At 66.5% G+C, this 18,244-nt stretch carries 22 protein-coding genes and 1 riboswitch; of the genes, 19 read left to right on the forward strand and 3 right to left on the reverse strand.

Annotation, left to right across the window (positions count from 1 at the left end; all coding sequences use genetic code 11):
- Positions 1-17 precede the first annotated feature (17 nt).
- The 13 genes from WMC41_RS17670 to WMC41_RS17730 all read left to right on the forward strand — a co-directional run bounded on the left by WMC41_RS17670 (position 18) and on the right by WMC41_RS17730 (position 10,174).
- Entirely contained in the window at positions 18-149 is a 132-nt protein-coding gene (locus WMC41_RS17670) for a hypothetical protein (RefSeq protein WP_430440692.1), read from the forward strand.
- Positions 146-832 carry an ABC transporter ATP-binding protein gene (locus WMC41_RS17675; protein ID WP_432345238.1) on the forward strand — a complete coding sequence of 229 codons (687 nt, stop codon included), beginning with the start codon at positions 146-148 and terminating at the stop codon, positions 830-832. Before WMC41_RS17670 ends, WMC41_RS17675 begins: the two co-directional genes overlap by 4 nt.
- Positions 833-846: 14 nt before the next feature.
- On the forward strand, positions 847-1,677 hold the full coding sequence (locus WMC41_RS17680) for an alpha/beta hydrolase (RefSeq protein ID WP_432345240.1): 831 nt from the start codon (positions 847-849) through the stop codon (positions 1,675-1,677).
- 4 nt (positions 1,678-1,681) lie between these two features.
- Positions 1,682-2,119, forward strand: a complete 438-nt coding sequence (locus WMC41_RS17685; protein WP_432345243.1) for a YqaA family protein — start codon at positions 1,682-1,684, stop codon at positions 2,117-2,119.
- A 54-nt stretch (positions 2,120-2,173) separates the two neighbouring features.
- Positions 2,174-2,719: a sigma-70 family RNA polymerase sigma factor gene (locus WMC41_RS17690; protein ID WP_244768125.1), complete on the forward strand. Its 546-nt coding sequence runs from the start codon at positions 2,174-2,176 to the stop codon at positions 2,717-2,719.
- A complete protein-coding gene (locus WMC41_RS17695) occupies positions 2,706-3,479 on the forward strand; it encodes an anti-sigma factor family protein (protein ID WP_432345245.1) in 774 nt (257 codons plus the stop codon). Before WMC41_RS17690 ends, WMC41_RS17695 begins: the two co-directional genes overlap by 14 nt.
- A gap of 31 nt (positions 3,480-3,510) precedes the next feature.
- Positions 3,511-4,227 (forward strand): Bax inhibitor-1/YccA family protein, encoded by a 717-nt coding sequence (locus WMC41_RS17700; RefSeq protein WP_064331329.1) that lies wholly within the window; start codon positions 3,511-3,513, stop codon positions 4,225-4,227.
- Between the two features lie 282 nt (positions 4,228-4,509).
- A complete protein-coding gene (locus tag WMC41_RS17705; RefSeq protein ID WP_432343682.1) occupies positions 4,510-5,436 on the forward strand; it encodes an IS110 family transposase in 927 nt (308 codons plus the stop codon).
- A 145-nt stretch (positions 5,437-5,581) separates the two neighbouring features.
- Positions 5,582-5,698: riboswitch (TPP riboswitch) on the forward strand.
- Positions 5,699-5,790: 92 nt separating this feature from the next.
- Positions 5,791-7,614 carry a phosphomethylpyrimidine synthase ThiC gene (thiC, locus tag WMC41_RS17710; RefSeq protein WP_432345249.1) on the forward strand — a complete coding sequence of 608 codons (1,824 nt, stop codon included), beginning with the start codon at positions 5,791-5,793 and terminating at the stop codon, positions 7,612-7,614.
- Positions 7,615-7,616: 2 nt separating this feature from the next.
- Positions 7,617-8,603, forward strand: coding sequence for a glycine oxidase ThiO (gene thiO / locus WMC41_RS17715; RefSeq protein WP_432345251.1), 987 nt, complete (start codon positions 7,617-7,619; stop codon positions 8,601-8,603).
- Positions 8,600-8,797: a sulfur carrier protein ThiS gene (gene thiS / locus WMC41_RS17720; RefSeq protein WP_432345253.1), complete on the forward strand. Its 198-nt coding sequence runs from the start codon at positions 8,600-8,602 to the stop codon at positions 8,795-8,797. Before thiO ends, thiS begins: the two co-directional genes overlap by 4 nt.
- Position 8,798: 1 nt before the next feature.
- On the forward strand, positions 8,799-9,572 hold the full coding sequence (locus WMC41_RS17725) for a thiazole synthase (RefSeq protein WP_432345255.1): 774 nt from the start codon (positions 8,799-8,801) through the stop codon (positions 9,570-9,572).
- On the forward strand, positions 9,569-10,174 hold the full coding sequence (locus WMC41_RS17730) for a thiamine phosphate synthase (RefSeq protein WP_432345257.1): 606 nt from the start codon (positions 9,569-9,571) through the stop codon (positions 10,172-10,174). The genes WMC41_RS17725 and WMC41_RS17730 overlap by 4 nt, the downstream gene beginning before the upstream one ends.
- Here the strand turns inward: WMC41_RS17730 and WMC41_RS17735 are convergent, their stop codons facing one another.
- Entirely contained in the window at positions 10,175-11,020 is an 846-nt protein-coding gene (locus WMC41_RS17735; RefSeq protein ID WP_432345259.1) for an amidohydrolase family protein, read from the reverse strand.
- A gap of 175 nt (positions 11,021-11,195) precedes the next feature.
- On the opposite strand from WMC41_RS17735, the gene WMC41_RS17740 reads away from it, so the two are divergent.
- Positions 11,196-11,405 carry a TOBE domain-containing protein gene (locus WMC41_RS17740; RefSeq protein ID WP_244769878.1) on the forward strand — a complete coding sequence of 70 codons (210 nt, stop codon included), beginning with the start codon at positions 11,196-11,198 and terminating at the stop codon, positions 11,403-11,405.
- Positions 11,406-11,461: 56 nt separating this feature from the next.
- Here WMC41_RS17740 and tsaA read toward each other — a convergent pair whose 3' ends face one another.
- Both tsaA and WMC41_RS17750 read right to left on the reverse strand, forming a co-directional pair.
- Complete coding sequence (gene tsaA / locus WMC41_RS17745; protein ID WP_272806669.1) at positions 11,462-11,983, reverse strand: tRNA (N6-threonylcarbamoyladenosine(37)-N6)-methyltransferase TrmO; 522 nt, start codon at positions 11,981-11,983, stop codon at positions 11,462-11,464.
- 116 nt (positions 11,984-12,099) lie between these two features.
- On the reverse strand, positions 12,100-12,981 hold the full coding sequence (locus WMC41_RS17750; RefSeq protein ID WP_432345262.1) for a helix-turn-helix domain-containing protein: 882 nt from the start codon (positions 12,979-12,981) through the stop codon (positions 12,100-12,102).
- A 95-nt stretch (positions 12,982-13,076) separates the two neighbouring features.
- Between WMC41_RS17750 and WMC41_RS17755 the strand changes: the two genes are divergently transcribed.
- The 5 genes from WMC41_RS17755 to hpaD all read left to right on the forward strand — a co-directional run bounded on the left by WMC41_RS17755 (position 13,077) and on the right by hpaD (position 18,202).
- On the forward strand, positions 13,077-14,636 hold the full coding sequence (locus WMC41_RS17755) for a 4-hydroxyphenylacetate 3-hydroxylase N-terminal domain-containing protein (protein WP_432345264.1): 1,560 nt from the start codon (positions 13,077-13,079) through the stop codon (positions 14,634-14,636).
- A gap of 10 nt (positions 14,637-14,646) precedes the next feature.
- Positions 14,647-15,159 (forward strand): flavin reductase, encoded by a 513-nt coding sequence (locus WMC41_RS17760; protein WP_064331339.1) that lies wholly within the window; start codon positions 14,647-14,649, stop codon positions 15,157-15,159.
- Positions 15,160-15,234: 75 nt separating this feature from the next.
- Complete coding sequence (locus tag WMC41_RS17765) at positions 15,235-15,621, forward strand: 5-carboxymethyl-2-hydroxymuconate Delta-isomerase (protein WP_432345268.1); 387 nt, start codon at positions 15,235-15,237, stop codon at positions 15,619-15,621.
- A 22-nt stretch (positions 15,622-15,643) separates the two neighbouring features.
- Positions 15,644-17,161, forward strand: coding sequence for a 5-carboxymethyl-2-hydroxymuconate semialdehyde dehydrogenase (hpaE, locus tag WMC41_RS17770; RefSeq protein ID WP_432345270.1), 1,518 nt, complete (start codon positions 15,644-15,646; stop codon positions 17,159-17,161).
- Between the two features lie 60 nt (positions 17,162-17,221).
- Positions 17,222-18,202 carry a 3,4-dihydroxyphenylacetate 2,3-dioxygenase gene (gene hpaD / locus WMC41_RS17775; RefSeq protein WP_432345272.1) on the forward strand — a complete coding sequence of 327 codons (981 nt, stop codon included), beginning with the start codon at positions 17,222-17,224 and terminating at the stop codon, positions 18,200-18,202.
- The last annotated feature ends 42 nt before the right edge of the window (positions 18,203-18,244 follow it).

An 18,244-nucleotide genomic window follows, 5' to 3' on the forward strand; every position in this document is an offset into this window, starting at 1 on the left:
TGCTGGTGGAGCACGACATGGACGCCGTCTTCGCGCTTGCCGACCGCGTGTCCGTGCTGGTCTACGGCCGCATCATCGCGACAGGCAGCGTCAGCGAGATCCGCAACGACCCCGAGGTGCGCCGGGCCTATCTGGGGGAGCCCGCATGAGCCTGCTCGTGCTTGAGGAGATCGAAACCTTCTACGGCGCTTCGCAAGCCCTGTTCGGCGTATCGCTGGCCGTGGGCGAGGGGGAGGTCGTGGCGCTGATGGGCCGCAACGGCATGGGCAAGACGACGACGATCCGCTCGATCCTCGGCCTGACGCCCGCCCGTGCCGGCCGCATCGCCTTCGGCGGCAAAGCCGTGACTTCCCTCCTGCCGCATCGCATCGCCCGGCTCGGCATCGGCCTGGTGCCTGAGGGGCGCCGATGCTTCGCCAACCTGACGGTTGAGGAGAACCTCCTCGCCTCCGCCCGGCGCGGCGCCTGGACGCTGGCGAAGGTCGTCGATCTCTTTCCCCGGCTCGGCGAGCGGCTGGGCCAATATGCCGATACGCTGTCCGGCGGCGAGCAACAGATGCTGGCGATCGGCCGCGCCCTGATGACCAATCCGAAGCTCCTCATCCTCGACGAGGCGACCGAGGGTCTGGCGCCCGTGATCCGGCAGGATATCTGGGCGGCGATCCGGCGGCTGAAGGCCGGGGGGCAGTCGATCCTCGTCGTCGACAAGACGCTCTCGGAACTCCTGCCGCTCACCGATCGCTGCTGCGTGCTGGAAAAGGGCCGCACCGTGTTTTCCGGCCCGCCGCAGGCCTTTACCCGCGACCTGCAGGACCGCTATCTCGGCGTCTGAAAACGGAGGACGGCATGCTCGGCTACAGGATCACCGACTGGGACGACGCCTACGAGAACGGCGGCAATATTCCGGGCGGCATGCGCTGGCCCGCCGCCTGGGTGGAACCGGCGCAGCAGATGCGCACGGCGCTTGCCGCCGAAGGCCGGGCAAGACTCGACCTTGCCTATGGCGAGGGCGAACGCAACCGCCTCGACCTCTTCCTGCCCGAGGGCGCGCCACGCGGCCTCGTCGTCTACGTGCACGGCGGCTTCTGGCTGCGGCTCGACCGGAGCTTCTGGTCGCACCTTGCCGCAGGCGCCCTCGCCCATGGCCACGCCGTCGCCATGCCCTCCTACACGCTCTGCCCGGCCATCCGCATCGGCAGCATCGTGCGGGAGATCGCAGCGGCGATCGAAACGGCGGCGGGACTGATCGCCGGCGAGCTCCGCCTGATCGGCCATTCAGCGGGCGGCCAGCTCGTCAGCCGAGTGGTGTCGCAGCCCTCGCCGCTTTCCGCCGAAACGCTCGCCCGCATCCGCCACGTCCTCTCGCTCTCCGGCCTGCACGACCTGCGCCCGCTCATGCATACCGCCATGAACGAACGGCTGTACATCGACGAGGCGGAGGCCATCGCCGAGAGCCCGGCCCTGCTGCGTCCTGTCGAGGGCACGCGGCTCACCTGCTGGGCGGGTGCCATGGAGCGGGCGGAGTTCCTGCGCCAGAACGCCCTGCTCGCCAACATCTGGACCGGCCTAGGCGCCACGACGGCGACCGTCGTCGAGCCGAACCGGCACCATTTCGACATCGTCGACGGCCTCGCCGATCCCGAGCATCCCCTCACCAGAACCTTGCTGTCGCCCTGACCAGATGAGCACGCTTGCCGCCTATGGCGGCCTTTTCCTCGCCGCGCTCGTCGCCGCCACCATCCTGCCGGCCCAGTCGGAAGCGGTGCTCGGCGGCCTGCTGGCCACCGGAACCTATTCCTCCGCGCTGCTGATCCTCGTCGCCGGCACCGGCAATGTCCTGGGGTCGGTCGTCAACTGGCTGCTCGGCCGCGGCGTCGAGCGGTTTCGCGGGTCACGATGGTTTCCGGTCAGCGACGGAAACCTCGATCGGGCCGGGCGGTGGTATCGCAGATACGGCTGGTGGAGCCTGCTCTTGAGCTGGATGCCGATCATCGGCGACCCGCTGACGGTGGCGGCCGGTATCATGCGCGAACCCTTCCTGCGCTTCCTGATCGTCGTTTCCATCGCCAAGTTCGGCCGCTACATCGTGCTCGCCGCCCTCGTGCTGCACTGGCTCTGAAATTTTTTCCGGAAGGAATGGAATGGGCGTCGCCCGGCTTTCGTATACTGGGGCATGAACGGAAAGACACCCGGCTTCAACGTGATCGGACAGCTCGCGGCGCTCAGGCGCTACGCGCTCTCCCTCGTGCGCAATCCGGACGAGGCCGAGGACCTCGTGCACGATGCGCTGGTCAAGGCATATGAGCGGCAATCGACCTTCCGCACCGGCGCCAGCGTGCGCAACTGGCTGATGTCGATCCTGCACAATGCGCATGTCGACCGCCTGCGCCAGCGCCGCTCGCAGGAACGCCGCCACGATGCAGCGGCGGAACTGGCGGAGGCGTCCGTCCCGGCGAACCAGGACCATTCGGTGCGCCTGACGCAGCTGCGCAACGCCTTCTTCGCCCTGCCGGAAGACCAGCGCGAGGCCCTGCACCTCGTCGCGATCGAGGAGCTTTCCTATCAGGAGGCGGCCGAAACGCTGGGCATTCCTGTCGGCACGCTGATGTCGCGCGTCGCCCGCGCCCGCCAGCGGCTGCGCGCCTTCGAACAGAGCGGCGCGGCCGCTCCCGTCACACATCTCAGGCTCGTCGGAGGCACTGGCGATGACAAGCAATGATCCCATTCTCGAAACCGATCTCAACGCCTATGTCGACGAGCAGCTCGCCGTCGGCCGGCGCATCGAGGTGGAGGCCTATCTTTCGGAACGGCCGGAGGTCGCGGCGCAGGTCATGAAGGACCTGCGCGTGCGCGACGAGCTTCGCTTGGCGCTCGCCGACCACCGCACGGTGATCCGGCAGGAAACGCGCGAGGCCGCGCGGCTTCTGGAGCGCTCGCTGTCGCGCCGCCGCATCTTCTCCGTCTTCCGCCGCGCCGCAGCCATCGCCCTGTTCGTTGCCGCCGGCTGGACGGCCCATGCCGTGCTCGGCCCCTTCGGCGCCACCGAGGTCGTGGCCTCCACGCCGCCGCCCGCCTTCGTGGAGGAGGCGGTGCGCGCGCACAAGACGACGCTGCTGCGCGACACGATGGCCTCCCAGCCGGAGACCGAGACCTTCGATCCGGCCGAGATCCGCTCGGCCACCGCGATCGTGCTGCCGGACCTGCCGAAGGGCTGGAGCGTGATCGACACGCAGGTCTTCCCCTCCGCCTACGGCCCGAGCGTCGAGCTGGTGCTGGAACCGCGCAAGGACGAGCGCCTGTCGCTGTTCGCGGTACGCCCCGGCTCGTTCGCCGTGCAGCATGTCCTGCTCTTCCACGCCGACAATGCCCGGGCCGCCTACTGGCAGATCGGCGACGTCGCCTATGCGCTTGTGTCGGAAAGCCGCAAGGCCGACGACCTGGCGCAAACCGCGCGCGATCTCTCGCGCACGCTCTACTGATCAACCGCTTCCAAACCGAAGGAGACATTCGATGGACCCCGTACAACAGCGATTTGGCTACGGCGCGCAGGCGCAGTCGGCCGCCCTCTTCGACGAGGGCCTGCGCCAGCACATGCTGCGCGTCTACAACTACATGGGCGCAGGCCTCGTCATCACCGGCCTCGTCGCCTTCATCGTCGGCTCGACGCCGGCCCTCTACGTGCCGATCTTCTCCTCACCGCTGAAGTGGGTGGTGATGCTGGCGCCGCTCGCCTTCGTCTTCTTCTTCTCGTTCAAGATCCAGACGATGTCGGCCAGCGCCGCGCAGATGACCTTCTGGGCCTTCTGCGCCGTCATGGGCCTGTCGCTCGCCTCGGTGTTCCTCGTCTTCACCGGCACGAGCATCGCCCGCACCTTCTTCATCGCCGCCACCATGTTCGGCACGACGAGCCTCTACGGCTATGTGACGAAGCGTGACCTGTCGAAGTTCGGCTCGTTCCTGATCATGGGCCTGATCGGCGTCATCATCGCCTCGATCGTCAACATCTTCCTCGGTTCGACCGCGCTGCAGTTCGCCATCTCCGTGATCGGCATCGCCGTCTTCGTCGGCCTCACCGCCTGGGACACGCAGAACATCAAGGAACAGTATGCCGAAAACATCGACCAGGAATCGCAGCAGAAGATGGCCGTGTTCGGTGCGCTTTCGCTATACCTGAACTTCGTCAACATCTTCCAGCTCCTGCTGAATTTCACCGGCGAACGCGAGTAGTTTTCGCAAGGGATTTCAAAGAGAACGGCGGGGCAAAACCCCGCCGTTTTCTTTTGTCAGAAGCCTGCACTCCGTTCCCCCCGGCGTCATCCTCGGGCTTGACCCGAGGATCCTGTGTGTTTGGTCTGATGTAAGATGGTTGCGGGAAGGAGGCCGAGAGGATCCAGGCCGCCGTTTGTGACGGCAGGCCGCGGCGTGGCTTGGTCCCTTCCCGCTTCGCCCATCAACCTGAACAGTTGCACGGGGCTGTCGCCACAGACCCCGCACACAGGAGCAGGCGCCATGACGATACACCATACCTTCATCGGCTGCGACATCGGCAAGGACATGATCGACATCTTCGATCCGAAAACGGCCAGGTTCTGCCGCATCCCCAACGAGCAGACCGCGCTGTCCGCTTTTGCCCGTGGTCTCGACCCGGCCACCGACCTGGTCGTCTTCGAGGCGACAGGTCATTGCGACCGGCTGCTGCGCCTGTGTCTTTCGCAGGCCGGCATCGCCTTTGCCCGCGTCAACCCGAAGACGGCCCGGCGCTTTGCCGAAGCGCGGGGACGGCTGGCCAAGACCGACCGCATCGATGCCCGCTCGCTTTGCGAGATGGGAACCATGTTCGGCCTGACGGCCGAGGCGCCGCCTTGCCCGGTGCGCGAGCGGCTGGCGGCCCTTGCCCGCCGCCGGGACCAGCTCGTCGATGCCCGTGCAACCGAGCGCCGGCATCTTTGCGATGCCTTCGATCCCGCCGTCCGCGCCGACATCGAGGCCATGATCGCCATCCTCGGCGAGAGGATCGCCTCGATCCAGGCTGCGATCGACGAGCAGATGAAGAATGGACATCTCGCTCAGCAGGCGCACCGCCTTACCTCCGCGCCCGGCGTGGGCAAGGTGACAGCCTTGACCCTGCTGGCCCATATGCCCGAACTCGGCAGCCTTTCGCCCAAAACAGCCGCAAGCCTTGCCGGCCTTGCCCCCTTCAATGACGATTCCGGCAGGAGATCCGGCCGACGCCGCATCAAGGGCGGCAGGCCACGCGTGCGAAAGGCCCTCTACATGGCGGCCCTCGGCGCCATCAAGGCCTCAGCGCGCCTGCGCGCCTTTCATCAGGCCGTCTCAGCCAGAACAGGCTCCGCAAAGGCCGGCATCATCGCCGTCGCACGAAAGCTCATCACGATCCTCAATGCAATGCAGCGCGACAAAACCAACTTCGCTTGAACACAGTTGCCATATCGCGGGTGCCGTGTGGATCCTCGGGTCAAGCCCGAGGATGACGGAGGAGTGGTTTTCGCACAATATAATGTAAGATTTTACTTACGTATTTTACCATGTTGACAAATCATCCCCGAGCGTCTTTGCTTAGGGCATTCACCAGGGGGGTCCCGACAAGGGGCTGAGATACTGCTGGCATTCGCAGCGCAGTGACCCGTTGAACCTGATCCAGTTCATACTGGCGTAGGGACGGTGCAAGCGCTGTAGAACCCGAAATCCGCAACCCGGATTCCGCCTACGCGTCCTTCCATCATTCCGGCTCTAGGACTGGGTCTCCAACCGCAAACTTGGAGCCTCACGATGAACATTGCCGCCCAGAAGCTCACCCCCACCGTCACGACGGGCGCCCTTCCCGCCTCGCGAAAGATCCACATAGCCGGCGAGCAGCACCCGGAGATCCGCGTGCCGATGCGCGAGATCGCGCTGCACCCGACCTCCGGCGAACCGCCGGTCATCGTCTACGACGCCTCCGGCCCCTATACCGACCCCGCCCATGTCGTCTCGATCGAGAGCGGCCTGCCGCGGCTGCGCGAGGCCTGGGTCGCGGCGCGCGGCGACACCGAGGACTATGAAGGCCGCCACATCCGCCCGGAAGACAACGGCTTTGCCACCGGCGAACGGCTGACGCCGGAATTTCCCGTGCGCAACCGGCCGCGCCGGGCGAAGGACGGCAAGGCGGTGACGCAGCTCGCCTATGCCCGCGCCGGCATCATCACGCCGGAAATGGAATTCATCGCCATCCGCGAGAACCTCGGCCGCAAGGCCGCCAAAGAGGCGCTCATCCGCGACGGCGAGAGCTTCGGTGCCCATATCCCCGACTTCGTCACGCCGGAATTCGTTCGCCAGGAAGTCGCGAGCGGCCGGGCCATCATCCCGGCCAACATCAACCATCCGGAAGCCGAGCCGATGATCATCGGCCGGAACTTCCTAGTGAAGATCAATGCCAATATCGGCAATTCCGCCGTCACCTCCTCCATGGCGGAAGAGGTCGAGAAGATGGTATGGGCGATCCGCTGGGGCGGCGATACGGTCATGGACCTTTCCACCGGCCGCAACATCCACAACATCCGCGAATGGATCATCCGCAATGCGCCGGTCCCGATCGGCACCGTGCCGCTCTACCAGGCGCTGGAAAAGGTGAACGGCATTGCCGAGGACCTCACCTGGGAGGTCTTCCGCGACACGCTGATCGAGCAGGCCGAACAGGGCGTCGACTATTTCACCATCCATGCCGGCGTGCGGCTCGCCTATATCCCGCTCACCGTAAGCCGCGTCACCGGCATCGTCTCGCGCGGCGGCTCGATCATGGCCAAATGGTGTCTCCATCACCACCGGGAAAGCTTCCTCTACGAGCATTTCGAGGAGATCTGCGACATCTGCCGCGCCTATGATGTCTCCTTTTCGCTGGGCGACGGGCTGCGTCCCGGATCGATCGCCGACGCCAACGACGCCGCGCAGTTCGCCGAACTCGAAACGCTCGGCGAGCTGACGCAGATCGCCTGGGCAAAGGATTGCCAGGTGATGATCGAAGGCCCCGGCCATGTGCCGATGCACAAGATCAAGGAGAACATGGACAAGCAGCTGAGGACCTGCGGCGAGGCGCCCTTCTACACGCTCGGGCCGCTGACGACCGACATCGCCCCCGGTTACGACCACATCACCTCGGGCATCGGCGCCGCGATGATCGGCTGGTTCGGCACGGCCATGCTCTGCTACGTCACGCCGAAGGAACATCTCGGCCTGCCCGACCGCGACGACGTGAAGGTCGGCGTCATCACCTACAAGATCGCCGCCCACGCCGCCGATCTCGCCAAGGGTCACCCGGCGGCGAAGATCCGCGACGACGCGCTGTCGCGCGCCCGCTTCGAGTTCCGCTGGGAGGACCAGTTCAACCTCTCGCTCGACCCGGAGACCGCACGCGCCTTCCACGACGAGACGCTGCCGAAGGAGGCGCACAAGGTGGCGCATTTCTGCTCCATGTGCGGCCCGAAATTCTGCTCCATGCGCATCTCGCACGATATCCGGGCCGAGGCGCAGAAGGAGGGGCTGGAGGCCATGGCGGCGAAATATCGCGACGGCGGCGACCTCTATATGCCGCTTGCCGGCGCCCCGGCGGGAGAATGACGATGCGCGTCCTCGTCAAGGGGGCCGGCGTGGCCGGCCTCACGGTCGCCTGGCAGCTCTATCGCCACGGTTTCGACGTCACCATCACCGAGCGCGCCGAAAAGGTGGGCCTCGGGGCCTCCGGCTTTGCCGGCGGCATGCTGGCACCCTGGTGCGAGCGGGAGAGCGCGGAGGAGCCCGTGCTCACGCTCGGCCGCTCGGCCGCCGACTGGTGGGAGGCGGCCGTGCCCGGCCATGTCAGCCGCCGGGGAACGCTGGTCGTCGCCGCCGGCCGCGATGCCGGGGAGCTCGACCGCTTCGCCCGCCGCACGAGCGGCTGGGAATGGCTGGATGCCGCGGCCATCGCCGAGCTGGAGCCGGATCTCGCCGGCCGCTTCCCCAAGGCCCTGTTCTTCCGGCAGGAGGCCCATCTCGATCCGCAACGGGCGCTCTCGGCCCTCACCGCCGGACTGGAGGAGGCGCGCATGCGCTTCCTCTTCGGCGCGGACGGCACGCAGGATGCGGCACGCTACGACCGCGTGGTCGACTGCACCGGCGCGGCCCGGATCGGCCAGCTGCCGGACCTCCGGGGCGTGCGTGGCGAGATGCTCTATGTGGAAACCCCGGAGATCAACCTCTCCCGCCCCGTCCGCCTGCTGCATCCGCGCCAACCGATCTACGTCGTGCCGCGCGGACGAGGTCGCTTCATGGTGGGCGCGACCATGATCGAGAGCGCCGACGGCGGCGGCATCACCGCCCGCTCGCTCATGGAACTGCTGAACGCCGCCTACACGCTGCACCCGGCCTTCAGCGAGGCACGGCTCACGGAAACCGGTGCCGGCATCCGCCCGGCCTATCCCGACAACCTGCCGCGCGTCAGCGAGCACGACGGCACGCTCCATGTGAACGGCCTCTATCGCCACGGCTTCCTGTTGGCCCCCGCCATGGCGGCAGAGGTCGCGCGGCGGCTCCTCGCGGAGCAGGCACAACCCGAAAGGAGGGCGTCATGACCTTCATCATCAACGGCGAGGAACAGGAGATCGCGGCGGCGACGCTCGCCGACCTCCTCTCCGCCCTCGATTATGAGGGCGAATGGCTGGCGACGGCGGTCAACGGCGAACTCGTGCACCGCGAGGACCGCGCCGGCTTCACGCTCGGCGCGCGCGATCGCATCGAGATCCTCTCGCCCATGCAGGGAGGCTGACATGCTGAAGCTCTACGATAAGGAGGTGCGCTCCCGCCTGCTGCTCGGCACCGCCCGCTATCCCTCCCCCGCGATCCTCGCCGAGGCCGTGCGCCGCGCGAAGACGGAGATCGTCACCGTGTCGCTGCGGCGGGAAACCGCCGGCGGCAAGGCGGGTGGCGCCTTCTTCGAGCTGATCCATGCGCTCGGCGTGCATGTCCTGCCCAACACCGCCGGCTGCCACAGCGTGCAGGAGGCCGTGCTGACAGCGAAGATGGCGCGTGAGGTCTTCCGCACGGACTGGATCAAGCTGGAGGTGATCGGCCATCACGACACCCTGCAGCCCGACGTCTTCGGCCTCGTCGAGGCGACGCGCATCCTGACGGGCGAAGGCTTCCAGGTCTTCCCCTATACGACGGACGACCTCGTCGTCGCCGAAAAGCTGATCGAGGCCGGCTGCCGCGTGCTGATGCCCTGGTGCGCGCCGATCGGCTCGGCCATGGGGCCGGTGAACCCGATGGCGCTGCGCGCCTTCCGGGCGCATTTCCCCGACGTGCCGCTGATCGTCGATGCCGGCATCGGCCGCCCCTCGCACGCCGCCGGCGTCATGGAGCTCGGCTATGACGCCGTGCTGCTCAACACCGCCGTCGCCGGCGCCGGCGATCCGGCGGCGATGGCCGAAGCCTTTGCGCTAGCCATCGATGCCGGCCGCCTCGCCCATGCCGCCGTGCCGCTGGAGCCGCGCGACATGGCCGTTCCCTCCACCCCCATCATCGGAAAGGCCGTCTTCTCATGACGCTCGATCCCTTCTACCTCATCGTCGACAGCGCCGACTGGATCGACAGGCTCGTGCCGGTCGGCGTGAAACTCGTGCAGCTGCGCATGAAGAACACGCCGGACTATCGCCTGCGCGACGAGATCCGCCGGGCGAAAGCCACCTGCGCCGAACATGGCTGCCAGCTCATCGTCAACGACTACTGGCAGATCGCCATCGAGGAGGGCTGCGATTACGTGCATCTCGGACAGGAGGATCTGGCGACCGCCGATGTCGGCGCCATCCGCGCGGCCGGAATGAAGCTCGGCCTTTCCACCCATGACGATGCGGAGCTCGACATCGCGCTTGCGGCAAGGCCCGACTATGTCGCGCTCGGCCCGGTCTGGCCGACGATCCTGAAGAAGATGAAATGGGCGCCGCAAGGCGTCGAACGCCTCCGGGACTGGAAGACGCGCATCGCGCCGCTTCCCCTCGTCGCCATCGGCGGGCTCAACCCGGATCGCCTGTCGGCCGTCTTCGAAAACGGCGCCGACAGCGCCGCCGTGGTGACCGACATCACGCTGAACGCCGATCCGGAGGCGCGCACGCGCGAATGGATCGCGCGCACGGCACGCTGGCGGTGATCACGCCTTCGGCGCGATCTTCCAGAGCCGCCCGGCATTTTCCGAGAGCACGCGGCGCTTGTCTTCCAGGCTGACGCCTGACAGCAGCGCCTGCGTCGCGCCGATCCAGGTGGAAAGCCCGCCGCCGAGCGTGCAGACCGGCCAGTCACTGCCCCAGACCATGCGCTCGAAGCCGAAATGCTCCGCCACATGGGCGAAATAGGGCTTCAGGTCCTCCAGCGTCCAGCCTTCCGCGCCATAGGCGGGGATGCCGGACAGCTTCACCGTGACGTTCGGCCGGCGCGCGATCTCCGCGACCGGCCCCTTCCAGGCATCGAAGCCGCCGCCCTTGATGTCGGGCACGCCGCAATGGTCGAGCACGAAGGAGACGTCGGGCGCAAGGTCCGCCAGCGCGATCGCCTTCTCGATCTGGTGCGGCAGGACGCAGAGATCGAAATTGAGGCCGGTGCCCGCCAGCCGTCCTATGTTCTCGCGAAAGAGCGCGCCTTCGGAGACATCGTCCGGCACGACATGCAGCACGCGGCGGAAGCCGCGCACGAACGGATTGGCGAGGGCCGCCTCGAGATAGGTCGAAAAATCCGGTGATTCCGGCCGGCAGGCGGCGATGGCGCCGACGAGCAGGCTGCCCGCCTCCCTTGCAAGCCCCTCGACCATGGCCGTCTCGCGCGCAATATCGCCCTCCGCCACGTCCACTTCCATATGCAGCGCCGCGACGATGCCGAGGCGGCGCGCTTCGCGCGCATAGGTCTCCTGCGTGAAATCGGCATCAAGCGGCGGCACGCCGGCAAGCCAGGGATAGGACAGCCGGTCCCGGTAGATGAGATGCAGGTGCGTATCGACGATCATGCGCGGCCTCCTCCAAGCACGGCGAACACTGCCATAGAAGAATTGTCCATTCAAATACGAATTGACCGGCGCGCGGCGCCCCGCTTCACCCGGCGGTAAACAGCGTGAGCAACCGCTAAGGCTACCAATCCGGCCCGCCCCTCCTACCTTCCCTTCCAGCAACAGGAGGAACCGCATGAAGATCAGCGCACGCAACCGCCTCAAGGGCAAGATCGTCGAGGTCGTTCTCGGCGCGACGACGGCCCATGTCCGCATCGATGTCGGCGGCTCGATCATCACCGCCGCCATCACCAACGATGCGGTGAACGAACTCGGCCTTGCCGCCGGCCGAGAGGCCTATGCGCTGATCAAGGCATCGGACGTGATGGTGGGCGTCGACGATTAGGATGTGCCGGCGCAATTCCGGGCGCAAGACCGCTTCGCACTTTCACTGGAATTGCTTCATTCGTCGATTTTCTTGCACATACGCACCGGCTCGGTCGCGAAATCGCCCTTCTGCGGCGGCGCGATCGGCTTGAACAGGCTGCGCTCCGGCTTCAGGTCGATCAGCGGCGTGCCGTCGAGGCAGTCGAGCCCGCGCACGAAGAGCCGGTTTCCCTCGATCTTCTCCAGGACGACGATCGACGTGCCGATCGGATTGGGCCGGACGGGCGAGCGCAGCGAGAAGGTGCCGTGCACCTCGCCATTCGAGGCCGGGCTCTGCAGCACGAGGTCGCGGCGCGACTGATGCAGCCAGTAGAGCACCTCCAGCCGCTCGAAACGCTCCGCCCCCTTCAATGCCTGCACCCAGGGCTCGAAGACCTCGATGGTGCAGACCGGTCCGTCGGGGCGCCCCTGGCGCGGCGTTTCCATGCGCGAGGTCCAGGGCGTCGAAATCCGGCCGATGAAGACGACGTGCGCATCCGCGGTCTCCGGCGGGGTGATGGCCACCTCGTTCTCGCGGATCTCATTCAACCGGACCATGCAACGCTCCATCGCTGTATTTCTTGAAATATGACGATACCCTCCGAACGCGATGAGGGAAAGATGCCCGGAGACGGGAAGACGGCGACAGATTGACCACCTTGGCGCAGGCAGCCTCAGCCGGCACCGGACGCCTCGGCATTCCGCGCACGCCAGTCCGTCGGGGAAAGGCCGGCCCGCTTGCGGAAGAAACGCGAGAAATAGGCGGGATCCTCGAAGCCGATCTCCCGGCCGATATCCTCCACCGGACGGATGGTGAAGCGCAGCAGGCGCTTGGCCTCCAGCAGGCGCCGTTCCAGCACCATGTCCTTCACCGTCTGGCCGAAGACCGTGCGCGCCGCCTTGTCGAGCAGGTGCGGCGTCGTCGCCAGCCGCTCGACATAGCGCCCGACCGGCCAGTCCTCCCGGTAGTGCCGGTCGATGGCGCGGCGCAGTTCCAGCCCCAGCGCGACCGCTGGCGAGGCCGCCGCAAAGCCGCCCGGACCGCCAAGCCGCGCCATCAGCGAGAGGACGACGCCGATCAGCCCGGCAAGCACCCGCTCGCTCGCCCCCGCGCCGCCGCGATATTCCTCCATCACCATGGCGAGCAGCGCGCCGATCCGCGTCCAGCCCGGGGCATCCGCCGCGCCGGAAAGCAGCACCGGCGCATCGAGCGCCAGGTCCACCTGCGGCGCCATCGCCCGCAGCTGGTCGTCCGAGATGGAGACGACGATAGCATCCGACTGTTCGCCGACATCGAAGCCGTGCACGACATTGCTCGGCACGAAGCTGATCGCCGGAGCAGAAAAATTCCAAGTCCGATCCTCGATCCGGTAGCGCCCCTCGCCCTTAAACCAGTAGGTGATCTGCCCCATCAGCGGATGCTTGTGCGGCGCGACCTGCCCGAAATGCAGGCTTTTCCGCTCCATCACCGTCTCGACATGGAGGAAGCCGACGTCGAGCGTGCGGCTCGGCTCGCCATAGACGAAGAAGGCAGGAACATCCTTGCGCGCAGTCATGCCGGAAAAAGTACCAGCGAATTGCCGTGTTTGTCCATGGTGCTCCTGGCGGCCCCGACTTAGCGTTTGTCAGGATTTTCAAGGAGGAGCACCCCATGCGCGCGGAAGACCATCGCAGCGACAAGACCCGGCCGTTCACCGGCGCCGAATATCTCGCAAGCCTGCGCGACGGGCGCGAGGTCTATATCAACGGCGAACGCATCGCCGACGTCACCAGCCATCCGGCCATGCGCAATTCCGCCCGCTCCATCGCCCGCATGTACGATGCGCTGCACGACCCGAAGCGCAAGGAGCGCCTGACATCGCCGACCGACACGGGCTCCGGCGGCTACACGCACAAATATTTCCGCGTCGCGCATTCCGCCGCCGATCTCGTCGCCCAGCAGGGCGCCATCGCCGATTGGGCGCGCATGTCCTACGGCTGGATGGGCCGCACGGCCGATTACAAGGCGGCGCTGATGAACACGCTCGGGGCGAATGCCGACTGGTACGGCCCGTTCAAGGACAATGCGCTTTCCTGGCACAGCCGCGCGCAGGAAAGCGTGCTCTTCATGAACCACGCCATCGTCAACCCGCCGATCGACCGCCACAAGCCGGCCGACGCGGTGAAGGACGTCTTCGTGCACATCACGAAGGAGACGGATGCCGGGATTTATGTCTCGGGCGCCAAGGTCGTCGCCACCTCCTCGGCGCTGACGCACTATAATTTCCTCGCCCAGAGCTCGGCCACCGTCACCGAGGACCCGTCGCTGTCGGTCATGTTCATCCTGCCGATGAATGCGCCCGGCGTAAAAATGTTCTGCCGCACCTCCTACGAGCAGACGGCGGCGACAGCGGCCCACCCCTTCGACTATCCGCTTTCCTCGCGCTTCGACGAGAACGACGCGATCCTGGTGCTCGACAATGTCTTCGTGCCCTGGGAGGACGTGCTGGTGCTGCGCGACGCGGCCAAGATCCTGTCCTTCCACCCGGCCTCGGGCTTCATGCACGGCTATTGTTTCCAGGGCTGCACGCGGCTTGCGGTGAAGATGGACTTTCTCGCCGGCCTGCTCGCGAAGGCCCTGCGCGCCACCGGGGGCGATGCCTTCCGCGGCAACCAGGCGATGCTCGGCGAAGTGATCGCCATCCGCCACCAGTTCTGGTCCTTCTCCAACGCCATGGCCTACAACCCGATCCCCTGGGCGAGCGGGGCGGTGCTGCCGAACCTGGAAGCCGCGCTCTGCTACCGCACCTTCATGTCGGAGGCCTATCCGAAGGTCATCGACATCGTGCGCCGCACGGTGGCCTCCGGCCTCATCTACCTGCCCTCCTCGGCAAAGGACTTCTCGAACCCGGAGATCGACCGCTATCTCGCGCAATATGTGCGCGGCTCGAACGACATGGGGCATGTGGAGCGCATCAAGATCATGAAGCTCCTGTGGGATGCGACCGGCACGGAATTCGGCGGCCGCCACGCGCTCTACGAATTGAACTATGCCGGCGCGCCGGAGGAGGTGCGCCTGCAGGTGCTGAAGGGCGCCGAGCGCGGCGGGCGGCTGAAGGAGATGGAGGCGCTGGTCGACCAGTGCATGGCCGACTACGACGAAGGCGGTTGGACCGGCGACACCTGGCTGCCGCCGCTTGGCGGCGATGCCGTCCGCGACGCGGCCGAATGAGGGGGCTGCCATGGACACCGGCATTTCCAGGACCGAGTTCCGCAATGCGATGGCCCGGGTCTGCGCCCCGGTCAACGTGATCACCACCAAGGGCGCCGCCGGGCGTGGCGGCTTCACCGCCACCGCCATGTGCTCGGTGACCGACGAGCCGCCGACGCTGCTCGTCTGCATGAACAGCCGTTCCGCACAGAGCGGGCTCTTCATCGAGAACCGCCGCTTCTGCGTCAACGTGCTGACGCAGGAGCACAAGGCGCTCGCCGCCTCCTTCGCCGGGCGCGAGGCCGATATGGAGGCGCGCTATGCCGATGCGGCCTGGACCGACCTTCCCTCCGGCAACCAGGCGCTGGCCGATGCCATCGTCTCCTTCGATTGCCGGCTGACGGAGGCCCGGCTGGTGGGCACGCACAACATCCTCATCGGCGAGGTCGTGGACATCCGTTGCCGGCGCGACGGGCATGCGCTCCTTTATTTCGACCGCAACTACGTGCATGTGCCAACCCAGGCCGGCAGCTTCGGCGGCTGAAGGCGGCGATAGCCCCTTGACAAGCAGCCTTCTATTTAACATGTTAAATAAAAAATGCCGTGCGCGGGAGGAACCATGCCGCATCTGACAGTGGAATATTCGGCCAATCTGGAAGGCCGCGCGGATCTCGGCGCCCTCTGCGCGGCGCTGCTCGAAACGATGCTGGAAACCGGCCTTTTCGAGATCGGCGCCGTGCGCGTCCGGGCGCTGAGGGCCGACCACTACGCTATCGCCGACCTTCTGCCGGAAAACGCCTTCGTCGACCTCAACCTGCGCATCGGCAAGGGCCGCAGCGCGGAGGAGAAGACGCGCACCGGCGAGGCGCTGTTTGCCACCGCAAGCCGGCTCCTCGCCCCGCTCTTCGAGACGCCGCACTTCGCGCTTTCGCTGGAAATCCGCGAGATCGACGCGGAGCTGAGCTGGAAGAAGAACGCCATCCATCCGCGCCTGCGCGCCAAATAACGGAAATTCCCAGGATACTCTCATGTCGAAACACCAGGAAAACATGGCGAAGGCGGCGGCCTATCTTGCCCGCTTCAAGGAGAAGGGCGTCCTCAACCGCATCGCCGGCGAAGACCTGCCGGCCGAGGGCGGCGCGACCTTCGAGACCATCTCCCCCGTCGACCTCGCGCCGCTCGCCACGGTGGCGAAGGGCACGGCCGCCGATATCGACCGCGCGGCGAAGGCCGCCAGGGCCGCCTTCGCCGACTGGGCCGCCATGCCGGGCGGAACGCGCAAGAAGCTCATGCACAAGATCGCCGATGCCATCGTGGCCCGGGCCGAGGAGATCGCCTTCGTCGAATGCATGGACACGGGACAGTCGCTGCGCTTCATGGCCAAGGCCGCGCTGCGCGGAGCGGAGAACTTCCGCTTCTTCGCCGACCGCGCGCCGGAGGCCCGCGATGGCAGGACGCTGCGCGCCGAGGGCCAGGTCAACATGACGACCCGCGTGCCGATCGGCCCGGTCGGCATCATCACGCCGTGGAACACGCCCTTCATGCTGTCCACCTGGAAGATCGCCCCGGCGCTCGCCGCCGGCTGCACCATCGTGCACAAGCCGGCCGAGTTCTCGCCGCTGACGGCGCGCCTGCTCGTGGAGATCGCCGAGGACGCGGGCCTGCCCAAGGGCGTGTGGAACCTCGTCAACGGCTTTGGCGAAGATGCCGGCAAGGCGCTCACCGAACATCCCCTCATCAAGGCCATCGGCTTCGTCGGCGAAAGCCGCACCGGCTCGATGATCATGAAACAGGGCGCCGACACGCTGAAGCGCGTGCATTTCGAGCTCGGCGGCAAGAACCCGGTCATCGTCTTCGCCGACGCGGACCTCGAACGCGCGGCGGATGCCGCCGTCTTCATGATCTATTCGCTGAACGGCGAGCGCTGCACCTCCTCCTCCCGCCTGCTGGTGGAGGAGAGCATCTACGATCGCTTCACCGCCCTCGTCGCCGAGAAGGCGAAACGCATCAAGGTCGGCCATCCGCTCGATCCGGAAACCGTCGTCGGCCCGCTCATCCACCCGGTGCATGAGAAGAAGGTTCTCGAATATATCGCCATCGGCCGGTCCGAGGGCGCGACGGTCGCGGCCGGCGGGGAAAAATTCGACGGGCCGGGCGGCGGCGGCTATGTCGCGCCGACGCTCTTCACCGGCGCGAACAACGGCATGCGCATCGCCCAGGAGGAGATTTTCGGGCCGGTCCTGACCGCCATCCCCTTCAAGGACGAGGACGAGGCGCTCGCGCTCGCCAACGATGTCCAGTACGGCCTCACCGGCTATCTCTGGACATCGGACGTCACCCGCGCCTTCCGCTTCACCGATCGTCTCGACGCCGGCATGATCTGGGTGAATTCGGAGAATGTACGCCACCTGCCGACGCCCTTCGGCGGCGTCAAGAATTCCGGCATCGGCCGCGATGGCGGCGACTGGTCCTTCGACTTCTACATGGAGACGAAGAACATCGCCTTCGCCACGAGCGCCCATGCCATCCCGAAACTCGGCGGCTGACCGCCGGAAGACCAGAATGCGCCCGTCCTCGCCTGCCGAGGCGGGCTTGAGGAGGAACCCATGCCCGTACCCCAGCCAAACCTCTACCCGCCGTTCAACATCGTGCGCCTCAGCCATGTCGAGTTCGGCGTCACCGACCTTGCAAAGTCCCGCGCCTTCTACGTCGACACGCTCGGCCTGCAGGTGACGGACGAGACCGCCGACACGATCTATCTGCGCGCCATGGAGGAGCGCGGCCACCATTGCATCGTGCTGCGGAAATCCGGCAAGCCGGAAGCCCGCGACCTCGGCTTCAAGGTCTTCGACGAGGAGGACCTCGAAAAGGCCGTGCACTTCTTCAAGGGCAAGGGTATGCCGGTGGAATGGGTCGAGCGCCCCTACCAAGGCCGCACCTTCCGCACGCGCGATCCGCACGGCATTCCCCTGGAATTCTACACGAAGATGGACCGCCTGCCGCCGATCCACCAGAAATATGCGCTCTATCGCGGCGTCAAGCCGCTGCGCATCGACCACTTCAACTGCTTCTCGCCCGATGTCGATGCCTCCGTCGCCTTCTACAACGAGCTCGGCTTCCGCGTGACGGAATATACTGAGGACGAAGAAACCGGAAAGCTCTGGGCGGCCTGGACCCATCGCAAGGGCGGCGTGCACGACATCGCCTTCACCAATGGCCGCGGGCCGCGCCTGCACCACACCGCCTTCTGGGTGCCGACGCCGCTCAACATCATCGACCTGCTCGACCTGATGGCGACGACCGGCTGGGTCGACCATATCGAGCGCGGCCCCGGCCGCCACGGCATTTCCAATGCCTTCTTCCTCTATATCCTCGATCCCGACGGGCACCGCATCGAGATCTACTGCTCGGACTACCAGACGGTCGATCCGGACCTCGAGCCGATCAAATGGGACCTGAAGGACCCGCAGCGCCAGACGCTCTGGGGCGCGCCGGCGCCAAAATCCTGGTTCGAGCACGGCAGCCTCTTCGCCGGCACCGAGGTGACGGAATCGCAGCTCAAGGCCCAGCCCATCATCGCGCCCTGAAGGGCGCGCCGACCGCATCGAGGACGCCGCCGGCAGAGGCCC

The sequence above is a fragment of the Shinella yambaruensis genome (assembly GCF_050859155.1).
Lineage (GTDB): Bacteria > Pseudomonadota > Alphaproteobacteria > Rhizobiales > Rhizobiaceae > Shinella > Shinella yambaruensis.

What these genes read in the sequence shown, in the direction of transcription:
- WMC41_RS17700 (WP_064331329.1), top strand. Translation starts at nt 3,511, where the DNA reads ATGGACCCCGTACAACAGCGATTTGGCTACGGCGCGCAGGCGCAGTCG.
- WMC41_RS17685 (WP_432345243.1), top strand. Translation starts at nt 1,682, where the DNA reads ATGAGCACGCTTGCCGCCTATGGCGGCCTTTTCCTCGCCGCGCTCGTC.
- WMC41_RS17695 (WP_432345245.1), top strand. Translation starts at nt 2,706, where the DNA reads ATGACAAGCAATGATCCCATTCTCGAAACCGATCTCAACGCCTATGTC.
- WMC41_RS17675 (WP_432345238.1), top strand. Translation starts at nt 146, where the DNA reads ATGAGCCTGCTCGTGCTTGAGGAGATCGAAACCTTCTACGGCGCTTCG.
- thiO (WP_432345251.1), top strand. Translation starts at nt 7,617, where the DNA reads ATGCGCGTCCTCGTCAAGGGGGCCGGCGTGGCCGGCCTCACGGTCGCC.
- tsaA (WP_272806669.1), bottom strand. Translation starts at nt 11,983, where the DNA reads ATGGTCCGGTTGAATGAGATCCGCGAGAACGAGGTGGCCATCACCCCG.
- WMC41_RS17755 (WP_432345264.1), top strand. Translation starts at nt 13,077, where the DNA reads ATGCGCGCGGAAGACCATCGCAGCGACAAGACCCGGCCGTTCACCGGC.
- WMC41_RS17765 (WP_432345268.1), top strand. Translation starts at nt 15,235, where the DNA reads ATGCCGCATCTGACAGTGGAATATTCGGCCAATCTGGAAGGCCGCGCG.
- hpaD (WP_432345272.1), top strand. Translation starts at nt 17,222, where the DNA reads ATGCCCGTACCCCAGCCAAACCTCTACCCGCCGTTCAACATCGTGCGC.
- thiS (WP_432345253.1), top strand. Translation starts at nt 8,600, where the DNA reads ATGACCTTCATCATCAACGGCGAGGAACAGGAGATCGCGGCGGCGACG.
- WMC41_RS17670 (WP_430440692.1), top strand. Translation starts at nt 18, where the DNA reads ATGGACGCCGTCTTCGCGCTTGCCGACCGCGTGTCCGTGCTGGTCTAC.
- thiC (WP_432345249.1), top strand. Translation starts at nt 5,791, where the DNA reads ATGAACATTGCCGCCCAGAAGCTCACCCCCACCGTCACGACGGGCGCC.
- WMC41_RS17735 (WP_432345259.1), bottom strand. Translation starts at nt 11,020, where the DNA reads ATGATCGTCGATACGCACCTGCATCTCATCTACCGGGACCGGCTGTCC.
- WMC41_RS17750 (WP_432345262.1), bottom strand. Translation starts at nt 12,981, where the DNA reads ATGACTGCGCGCAAGGATGTTCCTGCCTTCTTCGTCTATGGCGAGCCG.
- hpaE (WP_432345270.1), top strand. Translation starts at nt 15,644, where the DNA reads ATGTCGAAACACCAGGAAAACATGGCGAAGGCGGCGGCCTATCTTGCC.
- WMC41_RS17690 (WP_244768125.1), top strand. Translation starts at nt 2,174, where the DNA reads ATGAACGGAAAGACACCCGGCTTCAACGTGATCGGACAGCTCGCGGCG.
- WMC41_RS17725 (WP_432345255.1), top strand. Translation starts at nt 8,799, where the DNA reads ATGCTGAAGCTCTACGATAAGGAGGTGCGCTCCCGCCTGCTGCTCGGC.
- WMC41_RS17730 (WP_432345257.1), top strand. Translation starts at nt 9,569, where the DNA reads ATGACGCTCGATCCCTTCTACCTCATCGTCGACAGCGCCGACTGGATC.
- WMC41_RS17760 (WP_064331339.1), top strand. Translation starts at nt 14,647, where the DNA reads ATGGACACCGGCATTTCCAGGACCGAGTTCCGCAATGCGATGGCCCGG.
- WMC41_RS17680 (WP_432345240.1), top strand. Translation starts at nt 847, where the DNA reads ATGCTCGGCTACAGGATCACCGACTGGGACGACGCCTACGAGAACGGC.
- WMC41_RS17740 (WP_244769878.1), top strand. Translation starts at nt 11,196, where the DNA reads ATGAAGATCAGCGCACGCAACCGCCTCAAGGGCAAGATCGTCGAGGTC.
- WMC41_RS17705 (WP_432343682.1), top strand. Translation starts at nt 4,510, where the DNA reads ATGACGATACACCATACCTTCATCGGCTGCGACATCGGCAAGGACATG.